Below are 19,092 nucleotides of genomic sequence, written 5' to 3'. Positions count from 1 at the left end.
GGAAATGCCAAGGAAAAGCCAGCACACCAAAAAACCGCCAATCACAATATCAAACCGCTAAAAAAAAAGCGCCCGCACACGGCGGGCAAATATTCGCTACGGGGGTCGTCTGCCGCAATTCGCGAGCTGACCTGCATATCTTATCGCGAACACTGCCGCTCTCGCGTTGCCCCAAACCCTGAAACGTGCCATCTGGCACCGCCACTACACGCACCTACGAGGGTTTCGGGCAGCACCGCAGCACGCCTGCCCCGACACGGACACCTGTGTACCTGCCACCCTGTTCATTCTGATAGGTGCACACCATCACGCCGTGCGTTAAAGTTGGCCTCGAGGGCATACCCCGCGCCCTTATCAGGTCTCCTCAAGCTTGGTGCCCGCCCTGCGCGGGCGCTTTTTTTCCTGCAGCCGCCTCGACCCGCAAGTCGCTCACAGACAACCATCCGGCCCTGCCCTCATTCGCTATCCGCGGAAACACCCCAGCGCGCCTGCGCACCACGAACACGCACATCGTACTGCGGGTAAGGCACACCAATCCGATGCTCATCAAGCGCAGTCTTGATTGCCTCCACGAGATCGAAATAGACATCCCAGTAATCCGCATTGTTCACCCACACGCGCACCACATAGTTGAGGGACGGAGCAGCCATCTCCATCAACCGGATCGTATTGCCCAGATCATGCAGAATGCGCGGGTCCGCTTCCACGACTGCCGCCAAAACGCGCTTCACATGCCCGACGTCGGTGTCATACGCCACACTCACCGGTATTTCGATGCGCCGGTACGGATGCCGGGTGTAATTGACGATGTTGCCGCTGATGATCTTGCCGTTGGGCACGACAACCACCTTGTTGTCGGGCATGCACATCGTCGTCGAGAAAATGTTGACTTCCTCGACTGTGCCAGCGGCGCCGCCCAGGTCCACATACTCGCCGGCCTTGAACGGCCGTAGCGCCACAAGCAGGATCCCGGCAGCGAAGTTCGAGAGCGAACCCTGCAATGCAAGGCCGATGGCAAGCCCGGCGGCACCAATGACTGCGATGATCGAGCTGGTTTGCACGCCCAGCCGGCCCAACGCCGCAACCACTGCAAAGGCGATCAAGACGTAGCGCAGCAGATTGACCGAAAACTGAATAATGGTCTTGTCGACTTCCTTGCGGCGCAAGAGCCGCCCGAGTCCCGCCGACGTGACGCGCGCAATCACCAGGCCCAGCAACAAGATGGCAATCGAGCCGACCACGGCAAGCACGCCGGTTGCGATCGCTTCCTCGTTGTTCGAGATCCAGTCAATCAGCTTTTCGGCCGCTGCGACAGCTTTGATTTGAACCATAGCTTCTCACTCCATAGACCACCTGCTTCCCGTACGTCTGTCCAGCCGACTGTCGTCCGGACATGATGACTCGATGCTACGCTTCGCGGTCCGCTCCGCGGTGTCGCAGCGTGGGCGGTCACTCAGAACCTGAACGTAACATTAGCGCTTGGGCCGTTAAAGCGCAGCGTCTGTACAAGCGGATCGCCGGAGCCATAAAAGGCGAGATATCGATACGTCAAGCTGACGTCGCCCCACTTCGCCCCATAACCAACGCCACTCATGGCCTGCCACGTGAACTTCGAACTGCCGGTGCCGATGTCGAGATAGTACGGGACATACCAGCGCCCGTCGCCGCTCAGTAACAGGCGCCCACGCACGCCGACAAAGCCGTCGAATACGTTCTGGACTTCCGACACGTGAACGTCCGGATTCGCCGATGCGCCGCCTTCCGTGCTCGCGGAAAACGAGGCGTCCAGTGTCTCCTTCACGCCGAGATAGCGCATCCCGAGAATCGCGTCGACATTGCCCCACGGCCGCTGCACCACGGTGCGCCCGCCGCCCACTTCAACCAGCCCGCCACTCAGGCTCGTTTCAATGCTGCGTTGCGTCTCGCCCGAACCGAGCGAGGTATTGAACGCGTTGACATTGCTCCCGTGCCGGCCAAAGTTCAAATAGATCGCGTCGCCGAAAATACTCCAATCCCCTTTGCGCGCCTCGCCTTGCACCATGAGTGCGAAGCGCAGGTTCTGCAGATAGTTGTACGGCCCGGTGGACGCATCGGCACCGCCGTTCGGAAGCGTAAAACGCGCCGTGCCGCTCACGCTCGGCAGCCACAGATAAGGCGTGAGCGCGAATTGCCACCCCGTTCCCGCATTCGCGGAATCCGGTCCTGCCCCAAAAACAGGCGCGCAAGCACTGCCAATCAGGCATGCGGCTATCCAGTTCGCAGTACGATTCAAGTTGCGGACCATCTTGTCGTGCGCAGCCAGTTGTTCAAATTCACGCGTGCTATCTATTCCCATCGCATTCGTCCTCGTTGCACGGCATTCAAAGCTGCGGCTTGCCCTCGGGGAACAGGAACGTGACGATGGCCCGCGCGCCCCAGCCGTGCGGTCCCGAGGCCGGGCTCGCGGCCCAGTACCGCACGCCCGCGCCGAGGCTCACGGGTTGCCCACCGATCTTCAATAGCCTGGTGACGGTCGCGTTAATGGGCGTGGACCACTGATGATGCTCCCAGTCATAGCTCGATTCGGTATTCACGCCGAACGTCCATGCATCTCGCGTCGTATAGGTCAGGAAGGGCTGAAGAAACGTTGCACTGACGCCCGGCCTGTTTCCATCGCCCGCGAACGACCAGATGTGGTTCGCCAGAGCGCCATACGTCCAGCCATTGCTTTGCCAAAGCAGCACCGCGGTCGGGCCGGCGCCCCACTTGCCGCTTCCGGGCAGCGTATCCGTGGCCGTGGGCAGCAGCAGCGCGGGGCCTGCGCCCCAGATCAAGCCGTTTGCCGTCGGCTTTTGCGGAGAGAAAAAGAAGCTTTGAACCGTATCGCCGAGCCCTGTCTGCGACCCCGCTCCCGGCACGACATCATGTTGGGATTCGAGCGGGAGAATGGTGCGGGAGATGAGATTCCAGTCGGCGTTCAGATGAAACGGAACGACGGGTTGCAGATTGACGTAATACTTGTCGCCGCCGCGGTCCGGGCCGATATTCGAATCGTAGTTGAACTGTAGCGGCACGCTGATCAACGCCGCAATGGGGTTGCTCAATTGTCTGGCGAGATCTTCATCGCTCTGCGCGAACGCCGGCGTATGCGCCATGAGCAGGCCGGCTCCCAACGCCGCAACTGCAAGGACTGCCGGTTTTGCTTTCATCGTCGCTTTCACGTCTGCCTGCGCTTCGCTGCTTGCGAAGTCTCGTACAATATCCACGCTGCGGCCATCGGGATTTTGGGCAAGCTCGATTCCCCAAAGGGCAATTCGATCCAGAATTCCGTTCTTTCGCCCCGGCAATCATTCGATTGCGCAGTGCGATCGCGCTCCCGGCCCCCCTTTCGCCGGAATTCAATCCGCCACTGAATCGAAACGCCCCTACGACCCATGCCCTCGCCGCCGCCGCCCACGACTCAAAGCTGGACCTTGCATCCGGCCACGCCCAAATCGTGGATGCGCGAGATCCTGGCCCTGCTCACGGTGCTCGTCGCGGCAAATATCTTCGTCAACGCATGGCAGTCGTGGCACGACTTCCGGGCCGCGGACCGGCAGGCCGCCGAGCAGCTCACCGCGCAAACGTCGCTGGTCGGGCGGCTCATCGAAGACCGCCTGCGCGATCTGGACGCGATGATGTCGGCTACCCAGACCCTGATCGACGAAGGCAAGGTCAGCAACGAGGCGCTCGTCAACCTGACACAAACGCTGCAACTGTCGCTGGGCGACACCTTGATTGCCGTATTCGACGCAAACGGGCGCATGCTGGCCGCCTCTCGCGCCAATGCCCGCAACGAGATTCCCGGGTTCGATGCGATCTTCGCGCAGGTGCGCGCGGCGCCGTCCGCGCGGCTGTGGCTGCCGGTCGTGTGGGGCAACCGGGGCGCCATGGTGGTCGCCGCCAGGCACATCGGCCAGACCGGCCAGCTGGACGCGGTGACGATTCATCTCGTGCCGCTCGAGCAACATCTGCTCGACAATGCAAAGCTGATTCCCGGCACGGCCCTGCTGCTGCGCGACAACGCGCAACGCATCATCGCGCGGTTTCCGGATGTGGAGGGGCTAGCCGTCGGACAGCGAATCACCGACGACGTCAACTCGCGCGCCGGGCCGATCGATGGCACGTTCTATGCACTCTGGCACCGCGATCACACCGAGCGGCTCGTTGCACAGCAGCGCATCGGCCTTGGGTCGAATACAGCATACTGGACGCTGGATTTGGGCTATGCCATCGGCACGTTCCGTGACAGCCTCTGGGCCAGCCTCTACCTCAACCTTGCCGGGGCGGCATTGCTGCTCGCCATGCTGGCCGGCGGCTTTGTCCTGATCGGCCGGCAAAGGGATCTCAACGCCCGCGTGCAAAGGTATGCGAGCACGGTGTCGACCATCGTCGAGAACATGCCGACGCCGGTCGCCGTGGTCGATATGCAATCGAAGCGCATTCTCCTCGGCAACGACGCACTGCTCGCCGTGTTCGGCGCGCTGGCCGACAAAGGGCAGCCGTTTGCGCGCCTCTTTGTCGATGAAGCCCATTGGACGCGTATGCAGACGGAGTCCGCCAAAGAGCCCGCGCCGTTCCAGACGCGCTCCGGCGTTCGCCATATGCTGGTCCACTGCACGAGGCTTCCAGACCTCGCGGGACAAAGCGACGGCGATCCCCTGCTCGTCGTGCTCACCGATATCACCCATCAACATCTGCTGCTCAAGCAGTTGCAAACAGACGCGGACTTCGACCCGCTCACGGGGCTGGCCAATCGGCGCTACTTCGAAAAGGCCGCCGCGCAAGCGGTCGAACATGCGCGGCGGCATCACAGCCCGTTGTCGGTACTGGCGCTCGACCTGGACTTCTTCAAGCGCGTGAACGATACCTGGGGCCACGCGGTGGGAGACCGCGTGCTCAAGGTGGCCTCGCGCGTGTTCGAGGCCGCGCTGCGCGAAGACGATCTCGCTGCGCGAATCGGCGGTGAGGAATTCGCGGCGATTCTGCTCGATACGCCCGAAGCACAGGCTCGCCGGGTTGCCGAACGCATTCGGCAGACGCTGCAGGACACGCCCATCCCGCTCGATACCGGTGAAACGCTAACGCAAACCTTCAGCATCGGCATTGCCCGCTATGACGAAGCGGAAACCCGTCTCGACGAAGCGCTCAAGCGCGCCGATGAGGCGCTCTACGCGGCAAAACACGGCGGGCGCAACCGCGTCGAGCGCTGGGGCGAAGCATCATGACCGCTCGCGCGCGCTCGGCGCGAGGTCATCAGAAGCTGAGCGCAAGCCCGAGCGACGCGCCCGAAATGTCCTTGCCGAATGCGTAGCGCGCCACGATCCGGAAACGCGAAAACAACTTCGTCACCGCCCCCGTATCGATCTCCAGGCCGGCGCCCAGCGAGGTCAGATGGTTGAAGCCGAGAATATCGGCCTGGCTGCCGATATAGGTCGAATGCGACAGCTCGAGCACATAGCGCAGCGGCCGGTGCAGCACCAGCAGGCCCGTCGGCGCGCGCCAGCGGGCATACAGGTTCGTCGACTCCGCATTGGCCTCGCCGCGCACGCCGCTCGACGAGCCGAAGCTCTGCAGATAGATGTCCGTATAGCGCAGTTCGAGGTCGAACTCGTAGGGCTCCTTGCGCGGATACCAGCCCAGCATCAGCGATCCGCCCAGGCCATAGGCATTGAGCGAGCCATCCTTGATGAACTGAACGTTCGTGTCGTAGTGGCGATTGACGAGAAACTGGGCCGCCGTGGCATCGCTCAGGACTTCCCCGAGCGAAAAGTTGAAGATCGGCCGGATGACCAGATTCTTGCTCTCGTTGAGTGGAAAGTCCCAGCCGATCCCGCCCGTGGCCGCCACGTTTGTCCACCGGGTCGGCAGCGCCCGCTGCTCCTGGCCGTCCGAGACGATAAACGTGGGGTCGTAGCGCGACCCGCCGATGGCGCCTTCCAGATAAAGCGGGAAGCTCTGGCTCAGCGTGAAGCCGCCGCCTAGCTGGGTCATGTTCAGCGCCGGGTTGCCCGTGGCGCCGTTGCGAATGCCCAGCGAGCTCGCGGTGAGATCGGGCGTCACGGTGAAGCTCAGCAGCGCGAGCACGCCATTGGCGCGCTTTTGCACGTCGGGACCGGTGATGACCGGCTCCGCCGGCGCGGTTTGCGCGGCGGCCGGCACGGCGAAAAGCCACCATCCGCTCAGCAGAAGGCTGGCGCCCGCGACCCGGGCCGCATGCAAACGCCCGCGCCGGTGGCGAGCCTGTCGAGAGCCGCGTCTCGACCTCAATGACATGATGGTCCTCTCCCCTGAACACCTCGACAGGCACCGACTGTTCCTCGGCCGCGAGGCGCACGTGCGCCGCCTCTGAGCCGATTCGCGATTGAATGGCCGCATTGCTGCTGAGGCGGTAAATCAGGCAACATAGGTGGTCGGAGCCAGGGCTTGCTCGATGAAGCCGCAAACGCCGAAAGGGGTTGCGCACGGGCCCTTTATCCGGGAGTGTCGTATGCGCCGCCCGGCGATGCCATAGGGGCGCGGGGCAATCCAGGTTGCCCCAAAGGGCAATGGCACTTCCCCGGCTCCGAATGGCAACCTCGCTCCAACACGAGGACAATCAGGACGGGCTGTATGGCCCCTCGCCAGCAGCACGCTCGTTGAGATACCGGGAACCGTGATGCCCCACCACGACTCAGCCAGAAGTGCCGGACGCAGCATGCGCCTTGCCTCACTGGGCGCCTTGCTGCTCGCGCTGGCCTCGCCGCCCGCATGGCCGGCGTACGCCGGCTTTCTCAACGGCACGCCCATGAGCCAGCTCGACCAGAAGGACATCGACGCGCTGAACAGCACCGTGCAGGTCGTGCTGAATACGAAGAACGACGGCGAAACGACCTCATGGATGCGCGCCGCCACGGTCGATCGCGCCGAAGTCAGCGCCACCCTCACGCCGGAGGGCACTTCGATCAAGCACCACAGAACCTGCCGGTTCGTTGCCGTCACGGTGCATACCGGGAATCAGGCGGTCACGTTGCGTCCGCAATACTGCCAAAGCGCGAAAATGACCTGGGAGCTGCAAGGCGCGAAGTGAGGCAACACACCCGAATTTTCGTGCCCCTTGCCGTGCCCGCCCCAGCAAACCCATAGCCCTCCGCAATCTCATTGCCCCTTGGGGCAGACGCTTTGCCCGAACTCCCTATAGCTTCCCGTTGGCCACAGTGAGAAAACGACTGCTGTCGCATATCGACAATTTGAACGCGAGTCGTTATCAAACAACAGGAGGTGGTCGTGTCTCAACCCGAGGATCCGGCAAAGACCGGTGGACGTAGAACTTTCCTGAAGAACGTCGCCGTCGCCGGCGTGGCCACGGGCCTTTCGGGGGTTGTCGGCGAGACGCTTGCTCAAACGGACAAGCCCATGAGCCCCACGACCCCGCATGCGAAGCCCGCCACGGGCGCCACTATCGCGCTGAACAAGAAGTACGCGGACTTCCTCTCCTTCGCGGATGCTCAGGACTTCGAAGATGCCAGCCGCGGACTCGTGGCCACGTTGCCGGAGCCCGTCATCATCAAGGGGCAAGGCGATATTCCCGCGTGGAATCTCGAGCAGTTCGCCTTCGTGAAAGGCGGCCCCGAAAACAATTCGCCGTCGACCGTCAATCCGAGCCTTTGGCGCAACGCCAAGCTCAACATGCACCACGGCCTCTTCAAGGTGGTGGACGGCATCTGGCAGGTGCGCGGCTACGACCTTTCCGTGATGAGCATCATCCAGGGCGACAGGGGCTATATCGTCGTCGACCCGTTCATCACGACCGAAGTCTCTTCCACGGTCTGGAAGGAGCTCGTCATTCCGCACCTGGGCGACAAGCCGATCACCCACATCGTCTATACGCACAGCCACGTGGACCACTACGGCGGCGTGCGCGGCCTCGCCAGCGACGAAGACCTGGCCTCGGGCAAGGTCCAGGTCGTGGCGCCGGTCGGCTTTACCGAAGCGGCAGTGGGCGAGAACGTGATCGCCGGCAACGCCATGGGGCGCCGCGCCAGCTACATGTATGGGTCGCTGCTGCCGCGCAGCGCTTCGGGCATCGTCGACGGCGGCCTCGGCAAGACCACCTCGGTCGGCACCATCACGCTGGCCCTGCCCACGATGTATGCCGAAAAGACCGGGCAGAAGCTGACACTCGACGGCGTGGAGATCGTGGTGCTGATGGCGCCGGAATCCGAGGCGCCGTCCGAGTTCATGTTCTACATTCCGAAGTACAAGGCCTTCTGCGCGGCGGAAGACGCCACGCACACGCTACACAATCTCTATACGCTGCGCGGCGCCAAGATGCGTGACGGCCTGCTCTGGTCGAAATACCTCCAGACATCGCTAGACATGTTCGGCGGCGACATGCAAGTGCTGTTTGCTTCGCACTACTGGCCGACCTGGGGCAACGACCGCATCAACGCGTTCCTGCGTGCGCAGCGCGACATGTACCGCTATCTGCATGACCAGACGATGCGAATGGCCAATCAGGGCCTCACGCCGCTCGAAATCGGCGAAGCCATGCGCCTGCCGGACAGCCTCGCGAAGCACTGGTATTGCCGCGGGTATTACGGCACGGTGTATCACGACGCCGTTGCCCAGTACAACCTGCGTCTGGGCTTTTTCGACGGCGTGCCCGCGAACCTGCACCGGCTGCCGCCGACCGAGGCGGGCAAGCGCTACGTCGAGTTCATGGGCGGATCGTCCGCAGTGTTGAAGAAGGCTCACGATTACTACGAGAAAGGCGATTATCGCTGGGTGGCGGAAGTCGTCAACCACGTCGTGTTCGCGGAGCCGCAAAACACCGCGGCCAAGCAGTTGCTGGCCGACACCTATGAGCAACTGGGCTATCAGTCCGAGTCCGCTTCGTGGCGCAATTTCTACCTGACCGGAGCGATGGAACTGCGAGACGGCGTCAGGAAGCTGCCCGCCCCGCAGCCCCAGAGCCCCGACACCATCCGGGCCATGCCGCTCGACATGTTCCTCGACTATCTCGGGATCCGCCTGAATCCCGAGCGCGCGGCCGGAAAAACCGTGACCATCAATCTCGCGCTCACCGACACGAAGGAGAATCGCGTGCTCGGCGTCGAGAACAGTGCACTGCACTACTCGAACGGCCAGGCCTCGAGCGCGGCGAATGTGTCGGTCACCATGAAGCGCGCGGACCTGAACGACATCATGCTGGGCAAGACCAACATGCAGAAGCTCGTGATGGCCGGCAATGTCAAAGTCGATGGCGACAGCCAGAAGCTCGGCGACTTCGTTTCATGGCTCGACAACTTCGAATTCTGGTTCAACATCGTCACGCCCTGAGGTGCGAATATGTGCGCGGTCTGCGAATTCAAGATCGATTTCGGTATCAGCCACCCGTCCGCGCTCGCCGTGGCGGTAGCGGCGCGAAAGGCGATCGAGTCCGGGCTGATCGCGCCCATCGAGGCCGCAGAGGGCGCGCTCTCCGCGGCGCGCATGCGCATGGCCTCGGTGGACGCGTTGAACCTCCTGCAAGCACGCATCGAGCAAGCTCATGGCGAAGACGCGCTGCTGGAGCTGCCCGACTTCTACGTTCTGCTGATCGAGAACGATACGTGGGGTTTCTTCCACGCCACCACGGAGGGCTTCGACCCGGAAATCATCCCGGAGATACCCGATGTGGCGACGACCGATGAGGCAAAGCGCAGCAATGTCCTCGTCATGTCCGAGGCCGCGTTGCACGGCTGGCTCGATGGGCGTTTCGACGCGGAAACGGCGTTGCGCGACGGGCTCTTCATGGTCGACGCGCCCGAAGCTTCCACGGCAGCCCTGAAGCAGATGCTGGCAGTAGCGGAAACCAGCGTAGCCGCCTGACTCCCGCTGCGCAACGGATCGGGCACGGTGCTCACGCGCCGTGCCCGATAGCCGGAATGGTCACACCACCCGGCCTTCACACCACGGCGGCTCAGAACATGTGCCGCAACCCCACCATCATGCCGAGCTGCGTCGTCTGCGCAGCCGCGCTCACGCCCACGAAACCCTGCAACTGCGCGCCGACCAGGCCACCGCGATAGAGCGAGTAATCGCCCTCGAGATAAACGTCGGTCGCGCGCGACAAGCTGTAATCGGCCACCAGCTGAAACTGCGTGGCGTTGCCGTTGCCGCTCTCGGCCTTGCCATCCTGCAGCGTGCGCCAGACATTGGCCGCCAGATGCGTCGAGTTGCCGATCTGCTGCGTGACGCCGCCAAAGAACATCTCGCGCTCCGAGAACGTGTTGAACTTCAGCGCGGTCAATTGAGGCGCCGTGAACGGACCGTTCGGGAAGTTGCCCATGAAGCCCGGGTCCTCGCGGTTCATCGCCCAGCCGAAGTTGACCGACGTGTCGCCGAACGTATAAGCCCCGCCAGCCGTCCAGGCCTTGAAGTGCGCCGAGCTGTTGACCGCATCGCGCGCATCCAGATAGCCGGCCGCGAGGCGCAGCGGCCATTGCGGGATGTACGTGACCGACGCGCCGATCTGGCTTCCCGCGCCAAACGCGCCCGCCTGGCCGCCGAACGCATACGAGAGTTCCAGCGTCACGTCCTTCCAGCGCGCCGCGTATTTGGCCATGTTGCTGGTCCATACGCCCTCGGACATCGAGACCTCGGGGCGGAACTGGTACACCGTCGGCAGCCAGGCCGAGGTCACGAAGGTCTTCAGCACGGCGTCGGCGAGCGGATTGGTCTGGCGACCCAGCGTGAGACGCCCGTAGGTGGACGACACCAGCCCCACATAGGCGGTATTGAACATCGGATAGCCGGGGTCGCTCACACCGGAGTTCGGAAAGAAGCGGTTCTCGAGCTGGAACACGACACGGTTGCCGCCGCCGAGATCTTCGGAGCCGAGCATGCCCCAGACGCTTTCGCTCAGGCCGCCGTTCGAGAGCTGGACTTTGTCGTCGCCCGCTGCGTTGGCGTGGGTGGTATAGCGCACCGCCGTATCGACGAGGCCATACAGCGTGACCGACGATTGCGCATGCGCTACGGCCGCCGCCCCGCCGAGCGCCATGGCAACACTGACGCGCGCCGCCACCCGATATTTGTTATGGACTGCTTTTCTTTTCTGCATGTCTTCCCCGTCTGGATCACTGGATTATTGGCCGGAGCCGGTTGAAATGGATTAGCGCAGCGAGCAGTGACGAAGCCGCTTCACGCAGTCAGGCGGCGCGCCAGCCGCTCGAGCGAGCGCTCGGGGTTCAGCACCTTGATGCCGCCCACGCCGAGCACCACGAGCAAGGCGCCCGTCAGCAACAGTCCTTGTTCGAAGCCGGCCGCCACATTGTTGTTCGCGGCGCGGATCATCCAGCCCACGGCCGGCGGCGCGACGATGCCGGCGATCCAGGCAACCGAATATTCGATCGCCAGCGCGGCGCCGCGCTGCTCCGGCGGCGCGATCTGCGCGATCATGGCGGGGCCGAGCGAGTAAATGATCGGCGTAGTGGAAATGGCCAGCGCGATCAGCACGACTTTCACGATGGGCCCGAAGCCCCCTATGGCGGTCACCACCAGCAGCACGCCACCCACAGCAAGACAGACGCACACGAAAGCGCCGCGCGCAACGCGAGACGGCACGCCGCGCGTCATCAGCCGCTGCGACCATGCCGAAAGCACGAGGCCCACCGGCGCGCTCGCGACCAGCACCGCGGCGAACAACTGCCCCGCGCGGCGCGGCGCATAGCCGAGGCCTTCGCTCAGATACGCCGGCAGCCAGGTGAGCACGAGCGCCAGCGTCAGGAACGCGGCGAAGTGCAAGGCGATGATGCAGACGACGGTACGGTCGGTGAGCAGCGTCCGATAGCGGATGCGCGTGCCGCCGCCAGGCTCGCCCGGTTGCGCGGCAGCCTTCGTTGCGCGCACATCGAGCGGCCCTTCGCGGCCCACCACGAGCCACAAGAGCGCCCACGCCAGCCCGAGCCCCGCAAGCACGACGAAGTTGGTGCGCCAGCCCCACGTGGCGTCGATCCATGGCACCGCGATGCCGGCCACCACCATGCCGAGCACGGCGCCCTGCTGGAACACGGAAACGGGCAGATTGCGGCGCTCGTCCGGAAACCACTTGTAGCAGGCGTGAATGGCGATGGGCTGCGCGGGACCCTCGCCCGCGCCCAGCAGTATCCGGCACGCGATCAGCATGCCCAGCGACGAACCATAGGCGATGGGCAATTGCACGACGGCCCACAGCAAGGCCATCACCAGCAGCAGCCAGCGCGTGGGCAGACGATTCGAGAGAAACCCGCCCGCCACGCCGGTCAGCGCAAACAGAAAGAAGAAGCTGCCGGCGAGGAGCCCGTACTGGGCCGGCGAAAGGCCCAGTTCCTTCATGAGCGGCGCGGCCACGAGGCCGAGCACGACCTTGTCGATGAAGTTGATGGCGATGAGCAGAAACAACATGGCCGCCATGAACCAGGCGCGCGCCGGTTGATACGTGGGTTGCATGACAGAGATTTCCCGTGTCAGGACGCGGACACCGCTGGGGCGGCATCGCGCAAATCGTAGAAGCGTTTGCGCGGCTCAGGGCCGCGCGCCGAAGTACCAGCGCAGGACCATGCGCTGCACGGCGCGGCCATAGGGCGGATGGAACAGCTCGACGGGAAACCAGCGGTGTTCGGAGAACACGGCCTTCGCGTGCGATAGCTCGCGGAAGCCCTCTTCCCCGTGATAGTTGCCCATGCCCGACATGCCGACACCGCCGAACGGCAGCGCGTGATTCATCGCGTGCCAGCCCCAGTCGTTGAGCGTCACCCCGCCCGCGTGCGTTTCGCGCAGCACGCGCTCGCGCTCGCCGCGATCCGTGCCGAACCAGTACAGCGCGAGCGGCCGCTCGCCCGTGCGCACGCGGCTCAGCGCGTCGTCGAACGTGTCGTATTCGATCACGGGCAACAGCGGCCCGAAGATCTCCTCGCGTGCGATGCGCATCTCCGGACGCACGCCCGTGATGATGTGCAACGGCACCTGCCGCCCAATGCCCGTGTCGAGTCCGTGCGAGCCGCATACCGTGACCGTCGCGCCCAGCGCACGCGCATCCTCGATCAGCGCGAGCATGCGGTCGCGGCCGCGCACGTCGATCATCGAGGTGTAGTGCGCGCCATTGCCGGCGAGCTGAGTGCAGGCGCGCGCGGCCGCCGTCACGAACGCCCCCACCTGCTCGCGCGGCACCAGCGCGTAGTCCGGCGCAACGCAGATCTGCCCCGCGTTCACGGTCTTGCCGTGCACGATGCGCCGCGCGGCGCGCGCAAGATCGGCCGAGCGCGAGACAATCGCGGGCGACTTGCCGCCCAGTTCGAGCGTGACGGGCGTGAGATTCTCCGCCGCGGCGCGCATGACCTGCCGCCCTACGGCCGGCGAGCCCGTGAAGATGAGGTGATCGAACGGCAAGGCGCTAAAGCGCTTCGCACACTCGGCATCGCCCTCCACCACGCAGACCAGTTGCTCGCCCAACGCCTCGGACAGCAGCGCACGCAACGCGCGCGAAGACTCGGGTGCATATTCCGAGGTCTTGATCATGCAGCGATTGCCGGCGGCCAGCGCCGTCGCGAGCGGACCGAGCGCGAGATAGAACGGAAAGTTCCATGGCACCACGATCCCCACCACGCCCTTGGGCTGATACTGCACGGCCGCGCGATTCGTGGCGAACAGCAGCTCCGGCGCGCGGCGCGAAGGCCGCATCCAGCGCCGCAGATGCTTGAGCAGATGATCGATATGGAGCAGCGAAGGCAGCAGATCCACCAGCATCGTTTCGTCGGCGGCGCGAACGCCGAAGTCCGCTGCCGCCGCCGCGGCGCAAGCGCTCGCATGCTTGCGCAGCGCGGCGCGCAGCCGGCGCAATGCGTCGCGCCGCTCGCCATAGGAGGGAAAAGGCGCTTCGGCAAACGCGGCGCGCATCGCCGAAAAACGCCATGCGGTCTCGTCGTCGCCGCGTGTGATGCGCAGCCATTCTTGTTCGGTCAACTTCATGAGGTTTGCTCGATGCAGCGAAAAGTCGGACGCGCTCACACCGGCACGTCGCCGATGATGGTCGCGCGCAGCATGCGCCGGCGCGCCGGGAAGTAGTCCTGAATGGCGTAGTGCTGCGTCGAGCGGTTGTCCCAGAACGCAATCGTATTGGGCCGCCACTTCAGGCGCACCTGATACTCGGGCGCGGCGGCCTGACGGTAGAGGTATTGCAGCAGATCCATTTCGGCGAGACGGAAGTCGAAGCCAAAGCGCACTTCGTGCTTCTCGATGAAGTTCACCAGATGCGTCGTGAATGCCTCGTTCACATAGAGCACGCGCTCGCCCGTTTCGGGGTGCGTGCGAACGACCGGGTGAATGGCGGGCGGGAAGGCCGCGCGGCGCGCCTCGCGCTCTTCCGGCGTCATGCGCGTGCCGAATGCCGGCAGCAGGTCGTGCACCGCGAACAAGCCCTCCAGCGTATTGCGCACCGCTTCGGGCAGCTTCGCATACGCCGCGGCCATGTTCACCCAGAGCGTATCCCCGCCAACCTTCGGGCACTCGATACAACGCAGCATCGAGCCCATCGAGGGACGCGCGCGCCAGCTCACGTCCGAGTGATAGATATTCTCGCGGCCCGGGATCTTGCTGTCGCCGCCCAGCACGACCAGTTCCGGATGATCGGGATGATGCGGAAACACCGGATGCACTTCGAGCTCGCCGAAGCGCCGCGCCAGCGCGACCTGCTGCGCCGCGCTGATGTCCTGATCGCGGAACACCAGCAGCTTGTGCTCGAGCAGCGCGGCGCGCAGCGCGGCGTACTGGTCGTCGTCGAGTGGCACGGTGAGGTCGATATTGCCGATTTCCGCGCCAATCGAGGGCGCGATCGGCTCGACGCTGAATGATGTCTTGAGGACGCCTGAGCGCACGATCGAGGCGCTTGCGGCAAGGGTGGGCTCAGTGGCTTGCATGACTCTCTCCAGAATGATTCGGATCCCGAGGACAAAAGATACCGACGGGTATCGTTTAAAAAGATGCTATCGGGTATCATTTAGCGGGTCAACCAAGGGTTTTCCCATGTCGAATCCAATCGATAAGCCACTCTCCGAGTCGCTCGAAAGCGGGGACGGATTTGTCGCGCCACGCTATCGCAGCGGCCAGCGCTCGGCGGACGCCTTGCTGGAGGCCGGACGGGCGCTGCTCGTCGAGATCAGCTATGAGGCGCTGAGCATCAACGATCTCTGTGCCGAGGCGGACCTCACCAAGGGCGCGTTCTACCGCCGCTTCGAAAGCAAGGACGCGTTTTTTCTCGCCTTGCAGCGGCTCGCGCTCGATGATGCGCAGCGCGTCCAGCAGGCGCTCGAACAAGCGCTGGTGGGCACGGACGGCACACCGGCGACATTCGCCGAATGCGCCTTTGAGGTGGTCGAGGCAGTGCGGCTATGGCATTTGCGCCATCGCGGCGTGATACGCGCGTCGCTGCAGCGGCGCGATCACACGTCGGACGGGTGGCAGCCGTTCAAGGCGTTCGCGCGCGGCTTTGTGGAAGACATGGCCACGCATTTGACGCCCTTGCCCGAGTTGCGCCGCAACAAGCGTGTACCCGAGCGCTTGACGGTGGCGTTCCAGACGGTGATCGCCACCATGATCAATGCGGCGCTCAACGATCCGGGGCCGCTGAGCCTCGCCGATGCAGCGATGACCGAGGCGCTCGCCGAGATGCTGGTGCTCTATGTCACGAGCAGCGTGGCCGATACGGTGAAACGGAGTCCAGCGGGCACGGCGCCGAAAGGCTGATCACGCCCGCGGGCCAGCCGTGCCCATGCGCGAAGCCCGGTAACGCATCCGGCAGGCCAGATGCGCCGGCAAGACGGCACGCTCAGGAGGAAAAGCGCTCGCCCGCTGCGCCGGGCGCACGGCGGGCGTGCGCCTCGTCTCGCTGCGAGCCCTCGCCTGCCGAAGCGGCGGCGGCATGGTCCGCCGTAGCGGCCGTAGCCGCCGTGCGATGCCGCCCCTGTACGAGCGGCAGCCAGACCACGATTTGAGCGCCGCCGCCGCTGCGCAACGCGGCGTCCACGTGGCCGTGGTGCGCATCGACGATGGAGCGCACGATCGACAAGCCGAGCCCCATGCCATGCGGCTTGGTCGTATAGAACGGCTCGAACAGCTGCTCGGCGCTGCCGACCAGAAAGCCGCTGCCGCGATCCGCCACGACGATCTCGACACCCTCGCCGTCCTGGCGCGTCACGAGGGTGAGCACGCGATCCTCGGGCGCCGTCTCGTGCATGGCATCCATCGCGTTCATGGCAAGATTGAGCAGCACCTGCTGGAGCTGCACGTGGTCGCCCATGACCTCGAGATCTCCGGCTCCGAATTGCGCCTCGATGCGGATCGTGCGCCGCCTCGCTTCCGGCTCGAGCAGCGGCAACGAACCCTTGAGCGTGGCGTCGAGCGGGATCGGCGCGAAGACAATGCTCTGCTTCTGCAGCAAGGCACGCAGGCGCTGAACCACGTCGTTCGCCCGCAAGGCGTCGCGCTTGACGTCGGAGAGAATGTCCTGCAGCTCCTCGACATCGATGTGCGGCGAAGTCACGAGCAGCTCGGCCGCGTCGGCATTGCTGAGGATGGCTCCCAGCGGCTGGCCGACCTCGTGCGCAATCGAAGCGCTCAGCTCGCCGGCCGTGGCAAAGCGGGCCGCGCGCGCGAGCTCGTTGCCGCGCGCGGTGGCCTCGGCTTCGGCGCTGCACCGCCTGCGCCGCTGCGTGACCAATGCGATGATCGTCACGGCCTGTGCGAGCAGCACGCCCAGCATCGCCAACATCGTGCCGCGATACTCGTGAAAGATCGAAGGCGGAAGATTGATGAGCTCGCAATCTTTTGGCAGATTCGCCGCCGACAAGCCAAAGCGCTCGAGCTCGGTGACGTTGGCCACGCAGCGCACGGGCATGGGCGGCAGCGCGACTCCCGTGAACTTCCCGCCATTCTTCAGGATCGCGACAGCCGCCTTGCCGGTATTGACGCCGTTTTCGGCAAGGTCGTAGACGCCTCCAGCGGTGATGCCGCCGTCCAGGTACGTGGAGTACCAGCCATAGATAGGCGCCCGGCTCGCTCGCACCATGGGCTGCAGGAGCTGATATGGAAAGTAGCGATGGCCGTCGCGGTCCCGGTAGATCGTGGCGTAAAGCACCGCGTCATCCTTCCCGAGCCCCGCCAGCCGCCGCTGCAACTCGTCGACCCCGAGACCCTCCCACCGCTCCACTGTGGTCCAGCGCCCTCGTTCGCTGCTCACCGTGCTGACGACACGATCGACCATTTCCTTGTCGACGTCGGTCACCCCCCCCACGACAATGAGACGCCGCGCCTGGGGCTGCAATGCCTGCGCTATCGCGATCGTCTTCCCGATGTCGGTTGGAAACGGCAACACCGCGATTCCCGGAGGCAAGGCGTGCTGCCGCACCCAGCTATCCGTCACGCTCGAGAACAAGACGGGCGTGCCGGGCCAGATCATCGTGCGATAGGCCAACGCAAAATCCGCGGCATGCGTGCCCATCACGATGACGAGGTCGATGTGCTGCCCCTGGTACTTTTTTTGCAGCAACGCGAGGAATTCCTGCGCGAGATGCGCGTCGCCGAAGCGAAATCCGTCAATTGAGTCGAGGTAGACCTCGGCGTCCCCAGGCAACCCGGCGTCGAGTGCGCGGCGAATGCCGTGGATCTGCACGAACACCGCCGGCTGGCTGGGGTCGGCGCCGATTAGCAGCAACACGCGCGCCGGCTCGGCGGCAAGGCAGGCTGCCGTGTTTCCCAGACAGAACAGGAAGAGTCCGAGCCGGATCGCGTTCGTCAATATCCAGGAAACGCATTGCACGCGTGAGCGAACGCACATCGTGCGCTGCATGCCTTTCGCAAATGCCTGTAGCCGCCGGGATGCGCCATGTGTGCGCACGATTCGCGCCTGAACGGTATATTCGAGAGCTATTTTCATACGGGATGTCGTGGCTGCCCCTGCGCCATACTTCGTGACACACCCTGCCGGGACGCTGCGGGCATTGTGCTCGGCATTCAACGCGCCGATACGTCCGCTCGCGTAATGTTAAATGGATATTGGCCGTTGTCCAGTCCAATCCGAAGTCCGAACAGTCTAATTGAGTAAATATTCGACAATCACCGCGGCAAGGAAATATCGGGAATAAGCCGTGCCAGCAATCGTGTGAACAGACACGCTCTTGCCGGAATTCGCGTGGAAATAATGTGATCCCGCTACCCGCAGCCGAAATTCCCGCGCAATTGCGGGCTTTTTGGATGGCCTATTCCATGGCGTACTAAACGGCTCGCCCCAGGGTTTTCAGCGTTCCGGGGCGGCAGGTGTCAATGAGAGCGGCCTGGCACCACAGTGAATGCGCGGCGCGCTACGCGTGAGCGTGCTACTGCAAGAGCGGCATGCTCACCATCGATTCGGCCCGGCGCAGCAATTCGGCCAGCGAGGTTGCCTCGAACTTGTGCATCAGCCCGGCGCGGCAGCTTTTGATCGTGCGCTCGGAGAGCCCGAGCTGCGCGGCGATCTGCTTGTTGCGCATCCCGGCAACGATGCCGCGTAGCACGGCCTTCTCGCGATCGCCAAGATCGACGGGCGGCGCGTCTTCGCCGGGCGCCTGCGCCATGGCCGGCGAACTCAGCGCCGCGTCGAGCGCGTCGAACAACGCATGCCGGTCGAACGGCTTGAGCAGGAAATCGACGGCGCCCGCCTTCATGGCCTGGACCGTTCTGGGGACGTCGCTGTACGCGCTCATGAACACCACGGGCAACGCCCGCGGATGGCGCCGCAGCGCTTGCTGGAGCTCCAGCCCGCTCGGCCCGCCCAGCTCGAGATCGAGCAACAGGCAGCCCGAGCGCGTGTCCGGTTCGCTAACCAGATATTCGCCGGCGGACGCATAATCGCGCACTTCATAACCGGCGCCGTGAAGCAGACGCCTTAATGCAACTCGCATTGCCGAGTCATCGTCAACTACGTGAATCACTGTATTGGCATGGTCGATCACGGTTCTCTCCAATGTCGTACGGCCGACCCGAAATACGCGGAATTCGGCCGTCATCATAGACGCCGGGCACGCAGGTTGTATGCAAACC

General features: G+C 64.2%; 16 protein-coding genes. 6 read left to right on the top strand and 10 right to left on the bottom strand.

The genetic code is table 11. The features are described from left to right. Window positions 1-182, top strand: a 182-nt coding sequence (locus BO1_RS60745) for a hypothetical protein (protein WP_218002809.1), incomplete at its 5' end; no start/stop codon positions are given. Between the two features lie 273 nt (window positions 183-455). Here BO1_RS60745 and mscS read toward each other — a convergent pair. From mscS to BO1_RS17490, 3 genes are all read right to left on the bottom strand, one after another. Beyond that, window positions 456-1,331, bottom strand: a complete 876-nt coding sequence (gene mscS / locus BO1_RS17500) for a small-conductance mechanosensitive channel MscS (RefSeq protein WP_028218668.1) — start codon at window positions 1,329-1,331, stop codon at window positions 456-458. Window positions 1,332-1,453: 122 nt separating this feature from the next. Further along, on the bottom strand, window positions 1,454-2,335 hold the full coding sequence (locus BO1_RS51455; protein ID WP_052409495.1) for a hypothetical protein: 882 nt from the start codon (window positions 2,333-2,335) through the stop codon (window positions 1,454-1,456). Between the two features lie 25 nt (window positions 2,336-2,360). Beyond that, a complete protein-coding gene (locus tag BO1_RS17490) occupies window positions 2,361-3,188 on the bottom strand; it encodes a transporter (RefSeq protein ID WP_245643819.1) in 828 nt (275 codons plus the stop codon). 225 nt (window positions 3,189-3,413) lie between these two features. Here BO1_RS17490 and BO1_RS17485 point away from each other — a divergent pair, with 225 nt between their 5' ends. Further along, the gene (locus tag BO1_RS17485; protein WP_028218666.1) at window positions 3,414-5,246 is read left to right on the top strand and encodes a sensor domain-containing diguanylate cyclase; all 1,833 of its coding nucleotides are present in this window, start codon (window positions 3,414-3,416) and stop codon (window positions 5,244-5,246) included. 28 nt (window positions 5,247-5,274) lie between these two features. Here the strand turns inward: BO1_RS17485 and BO1_RS17480 are convergent, their stop codons facing one another. Further along, window positions 5,275-6,240 (bottom strand): hypothetical protein, encoded by a 966-nt coding sequence (locus tag BO1_RS17480; protein ID WP_028218665.1) that lies wholly within the window; start codon window positions 6,238-6,240, stop codon window positions 5,275-5,277. A 475-nt stretch (window positions 6,241-6,715) separates the two neighbouring features. Here BO1_RS17480 and BO1_RS17475 point away from each other — a divergent pair, with 475 nt between their 5' ends. From BO1_RS17475 to BO1_RS17465, 3 genes are all read left to right on the top strand, one after another. Continuing rightward, the gene (locus BO1_RS17475) at window positions 6,716-7,087 is read left to right on the top strand and encodes a hypothetical protein (protein WP_028218664.1); all 372 of its coding nucleotides are present in this window, start codon (window positions 6,716-6,718) and stop codon (window positions 7,085-7,087) included. Between the two features lie 197 nt (window positions 7,088-7,284). After that, the gene (locus BO1_RS17470; RefSeq protein ID WP_084688021.1) at window positions 7,285-9,339 is read left to right on the top strand and encodes an alkyl/aryl-sulfatase; all 2,055 of its coding nucleotides are present in this window, start codon (window positions 7,285-7,287) and stop codon (window positions 9,337-9,339) included. A gap of 9 nt (window positions 9,340-9,348) precedes the next feature. Further along, window positions 9,349-9,870 (top strand): hypothetical protein, encoded by a 522-nt coding sequence (locus BO1_RS17465; protein ID WP_028218662.1) that lies wholly within the window; start codon window positions 9,349-9,351, stop codon window positions 9,868-9,870. A 91-nt stretch (window positions 9,871-9,961) separates the two neighbouring features. Here BO1_RS17465 and BO1_RS17460 read toward each other — a convergent pair whose 3' ends face one another. From BO1_RS17460 to BO1_RS17445, 4 genes are all read right to left on the bottom strand, one after another. Next, window positions 9,962-11,104 (bottom strand): porin, encoded by a 1,143-nt coding sequence (locus tag BO1_RS17460; protein ID WP_052409494.1) that lies wholly within the window; start codon window positions 11,102-11,104, stop codon window positions 9,962-9,964. Window positions 11,105-11,184: 80 nt separating this feature from the next. Beyond that, window positions 11,185-12,471, bottom strand: a complete 1,287-nt coding sequence (locus tag BO1_RS17455; protein ID WP_028218660.1) for an MFS transporter — start codon at window positions 12,469-12,471, stop codon at window positions 11,185-11,187. Window positions 12,472-12,546: 75 nt separating this feature from the next. Then, the gene (locus tag BO1_RS17450) at window positions 12,547-13,989 is read right to left on the bottom strand and encodes a coniferyl aldehyde dehydrogenase (RefSeq protein ID WP_084688020.1); all 1,443 of its coding nucleotides are present in this window, start codon (window positions 13,987-13,989) and stop codon (window positions 12,547-12,549) included. A gap of 35 nt (window positions 13,990-14,024) precedes the next feature. Next, window positions 14,025-14,936 (bottom strand): TauD/TfdA dioxygenase family protein, encoded by a 912-nt coding sequence (locus BO1_RS17445; RefSeq protein WP_028218658.1) that lies wholly within the window; start codon window positions 14,934-14,936, stop codon window positions 14,025-14,027. 106 nt (window positions 14,937-15,042) lie between these two features. On the opposite strand from BO1_RS17445, the gene BO1_RS51450 reads away from it, so the two are divergent. Beyond that, the gene (locus tag BO1_RS51450) at window positions 15,043-15,762 is read left to right on the top strand and encodes a TetR/AcrR family transcriptional regulator (protein WP_052409493.1); all 720 of its coding nucleotides are present in this window, start codon (window positions 15,043-15,045) and stop codon (window positions 15,760-15,762) included. 82 nt (window positions 15,763-15,844) lie between these two features. On the opposite strand, the gene BO1_RS17435 is transcribed toward BO1_RS51450, so the two are convergent. Both BO1_RS17435 and BO1_RS17430 read right to left on the bottom strand, forming a co-directional pair. Then, window positions 15,845-17,950, bottom strand: a complete 2,106-nt coding sequence (locus BO1_RS17435) for a sensor histidine kinase (protein ID WP_084688018.1) — start codon at window positions 17,948-17,950, stop codon at window positions 15,845-15,847. Window positions 17,951-18,389: 439 nt separating this feature from the next. Then, on the bottom strand, window positions 18,390-19,058 hold the full coding sequence (locus BO1_RS17430) for a response regulator transcription factor (RefSeq protein ID WP_167338356.1): 669 nt from the start codon (window positions 19,056-19,058) through the stop codon (window positions 18,390-18,392). Between the last annotated feature and the right edge of the window lie 34 nt (window positions 19,059-19,092).

Origin of the sequence: Paraburkholderia oxyphila NBRC 105797 (genome assembly GCF_000685075.1) — a bacterium.
Taxonomy (GTDB): Bacteria; Pseudomonadota; Gammaproteobacteria; order Burkholderiales; family Burkholderiaceae; genus Paraburkholderia; species Paraburkholderia oxyphila.
Note: the sequence above shows the minus strand (reverse complement) of the source record. Positions and strands in the feature narration are given on the sequence as shown.

What these genes read in the sequence shown, in the direction of transcription:
- mscS (WP_028218668.1), bottom strand. Translation starts at nt 1,331, where the DNA reads ATGGTTCAAATCAAAGCTGTCGCAGCGGCCGAAAAGCTGATTGACTGG.
- BO1_RS51455 (WP_052409495.1), bottom strand. Translation starts at nt 2,335, where the DNA reads ATGGGAATAGATAGCACGCGTGAATTTGAACAACTGGCTGCGCACGAC.
- BO1_RS17490 (WP_245643819.1), bottom strand. Translation starts at nt 3,188, where the DNA reads ATGAAAGCAAAACCGGCAGTCCTTGCAGTTGCGGCGTTGGGAGCCGGC.
- BO1_RS17485 (WP_028218666.1), top strand. Translation starts at nt 3,414, where the DNA reads ATGCCCTCGCCGCCGCCGCCCACGACTCAAAGCTGGACCTTGCATCCG.
- BO1_RS17475 (WP_028218664.1), top strand. Translation starts at nt 6,716, where the DNA reads ATGCGCCTTGCCTCACTGGGCGCCTTGCTGCTCGCGCTGGCCTCGCCG.
- BO1_RS17465 (WP_028218662.1), top strand. Translation starts at nt 9,349, where the DNA reads ATGTGCGCGGTCTGCGAATTCAAGATCGATTTCGGTATCAGCCACCCG.
- BO1_RS17460 (WP_052409494.1), bottom strand. Translation starts at nt 11,104, where the DNA reads ATGCAGAAAAGAAAAGCAGTCCATAACAAATATCGGGTGGCGGCGCGC.
- BO1_RS17455 (WP_028218660.1), bottom strand. Translation starts at nt 12,471, where the DNA reads ATGCAACCCACGTATCAACCGGCGCGCGCCTGGTTCATGGCGGCCATG.
- BO1_RS17450 (WP_084688020.1), bottom strand. Translation starts at nt 13,989, where the DNA reads ATGAAGTTGACCGAACAAGAATGGCTGCGCATCACACGCGGCGACGAC.
- BO1_RS17445 (WP_028218658.1), bottom strand. Translation starts at nt 14,936, where the DNA reads ATGCAAGCCACTGAGCCCACCCTTGCCGCAAGCGCCTCGATCGTGCGC.
- BO1_RS51450 (WP_052409493.1), top strand. Translation starts at nt 15,043, where the DNA reads ATGTCGAATCCAATCGATAAGCCACTCTCCGAGTCGCTCGAAAGCGGG.
- BO1_RS17435 (WP_084688018.1), bottom strand. Translation starts at nt 17,950, where the DNA reads ATGAAAATAGCTCTCGAATATACCGTTCAGGCGCGAATCGTGCGCACA.
- BO1_RS17430 (WP_167338356.1), bottom strand. Translation starts at nt 19,058, where the DNA reads ATGACGGCCGAATTCCGCGTATTTCGGGTCGGCCGTACGACATTGGAG.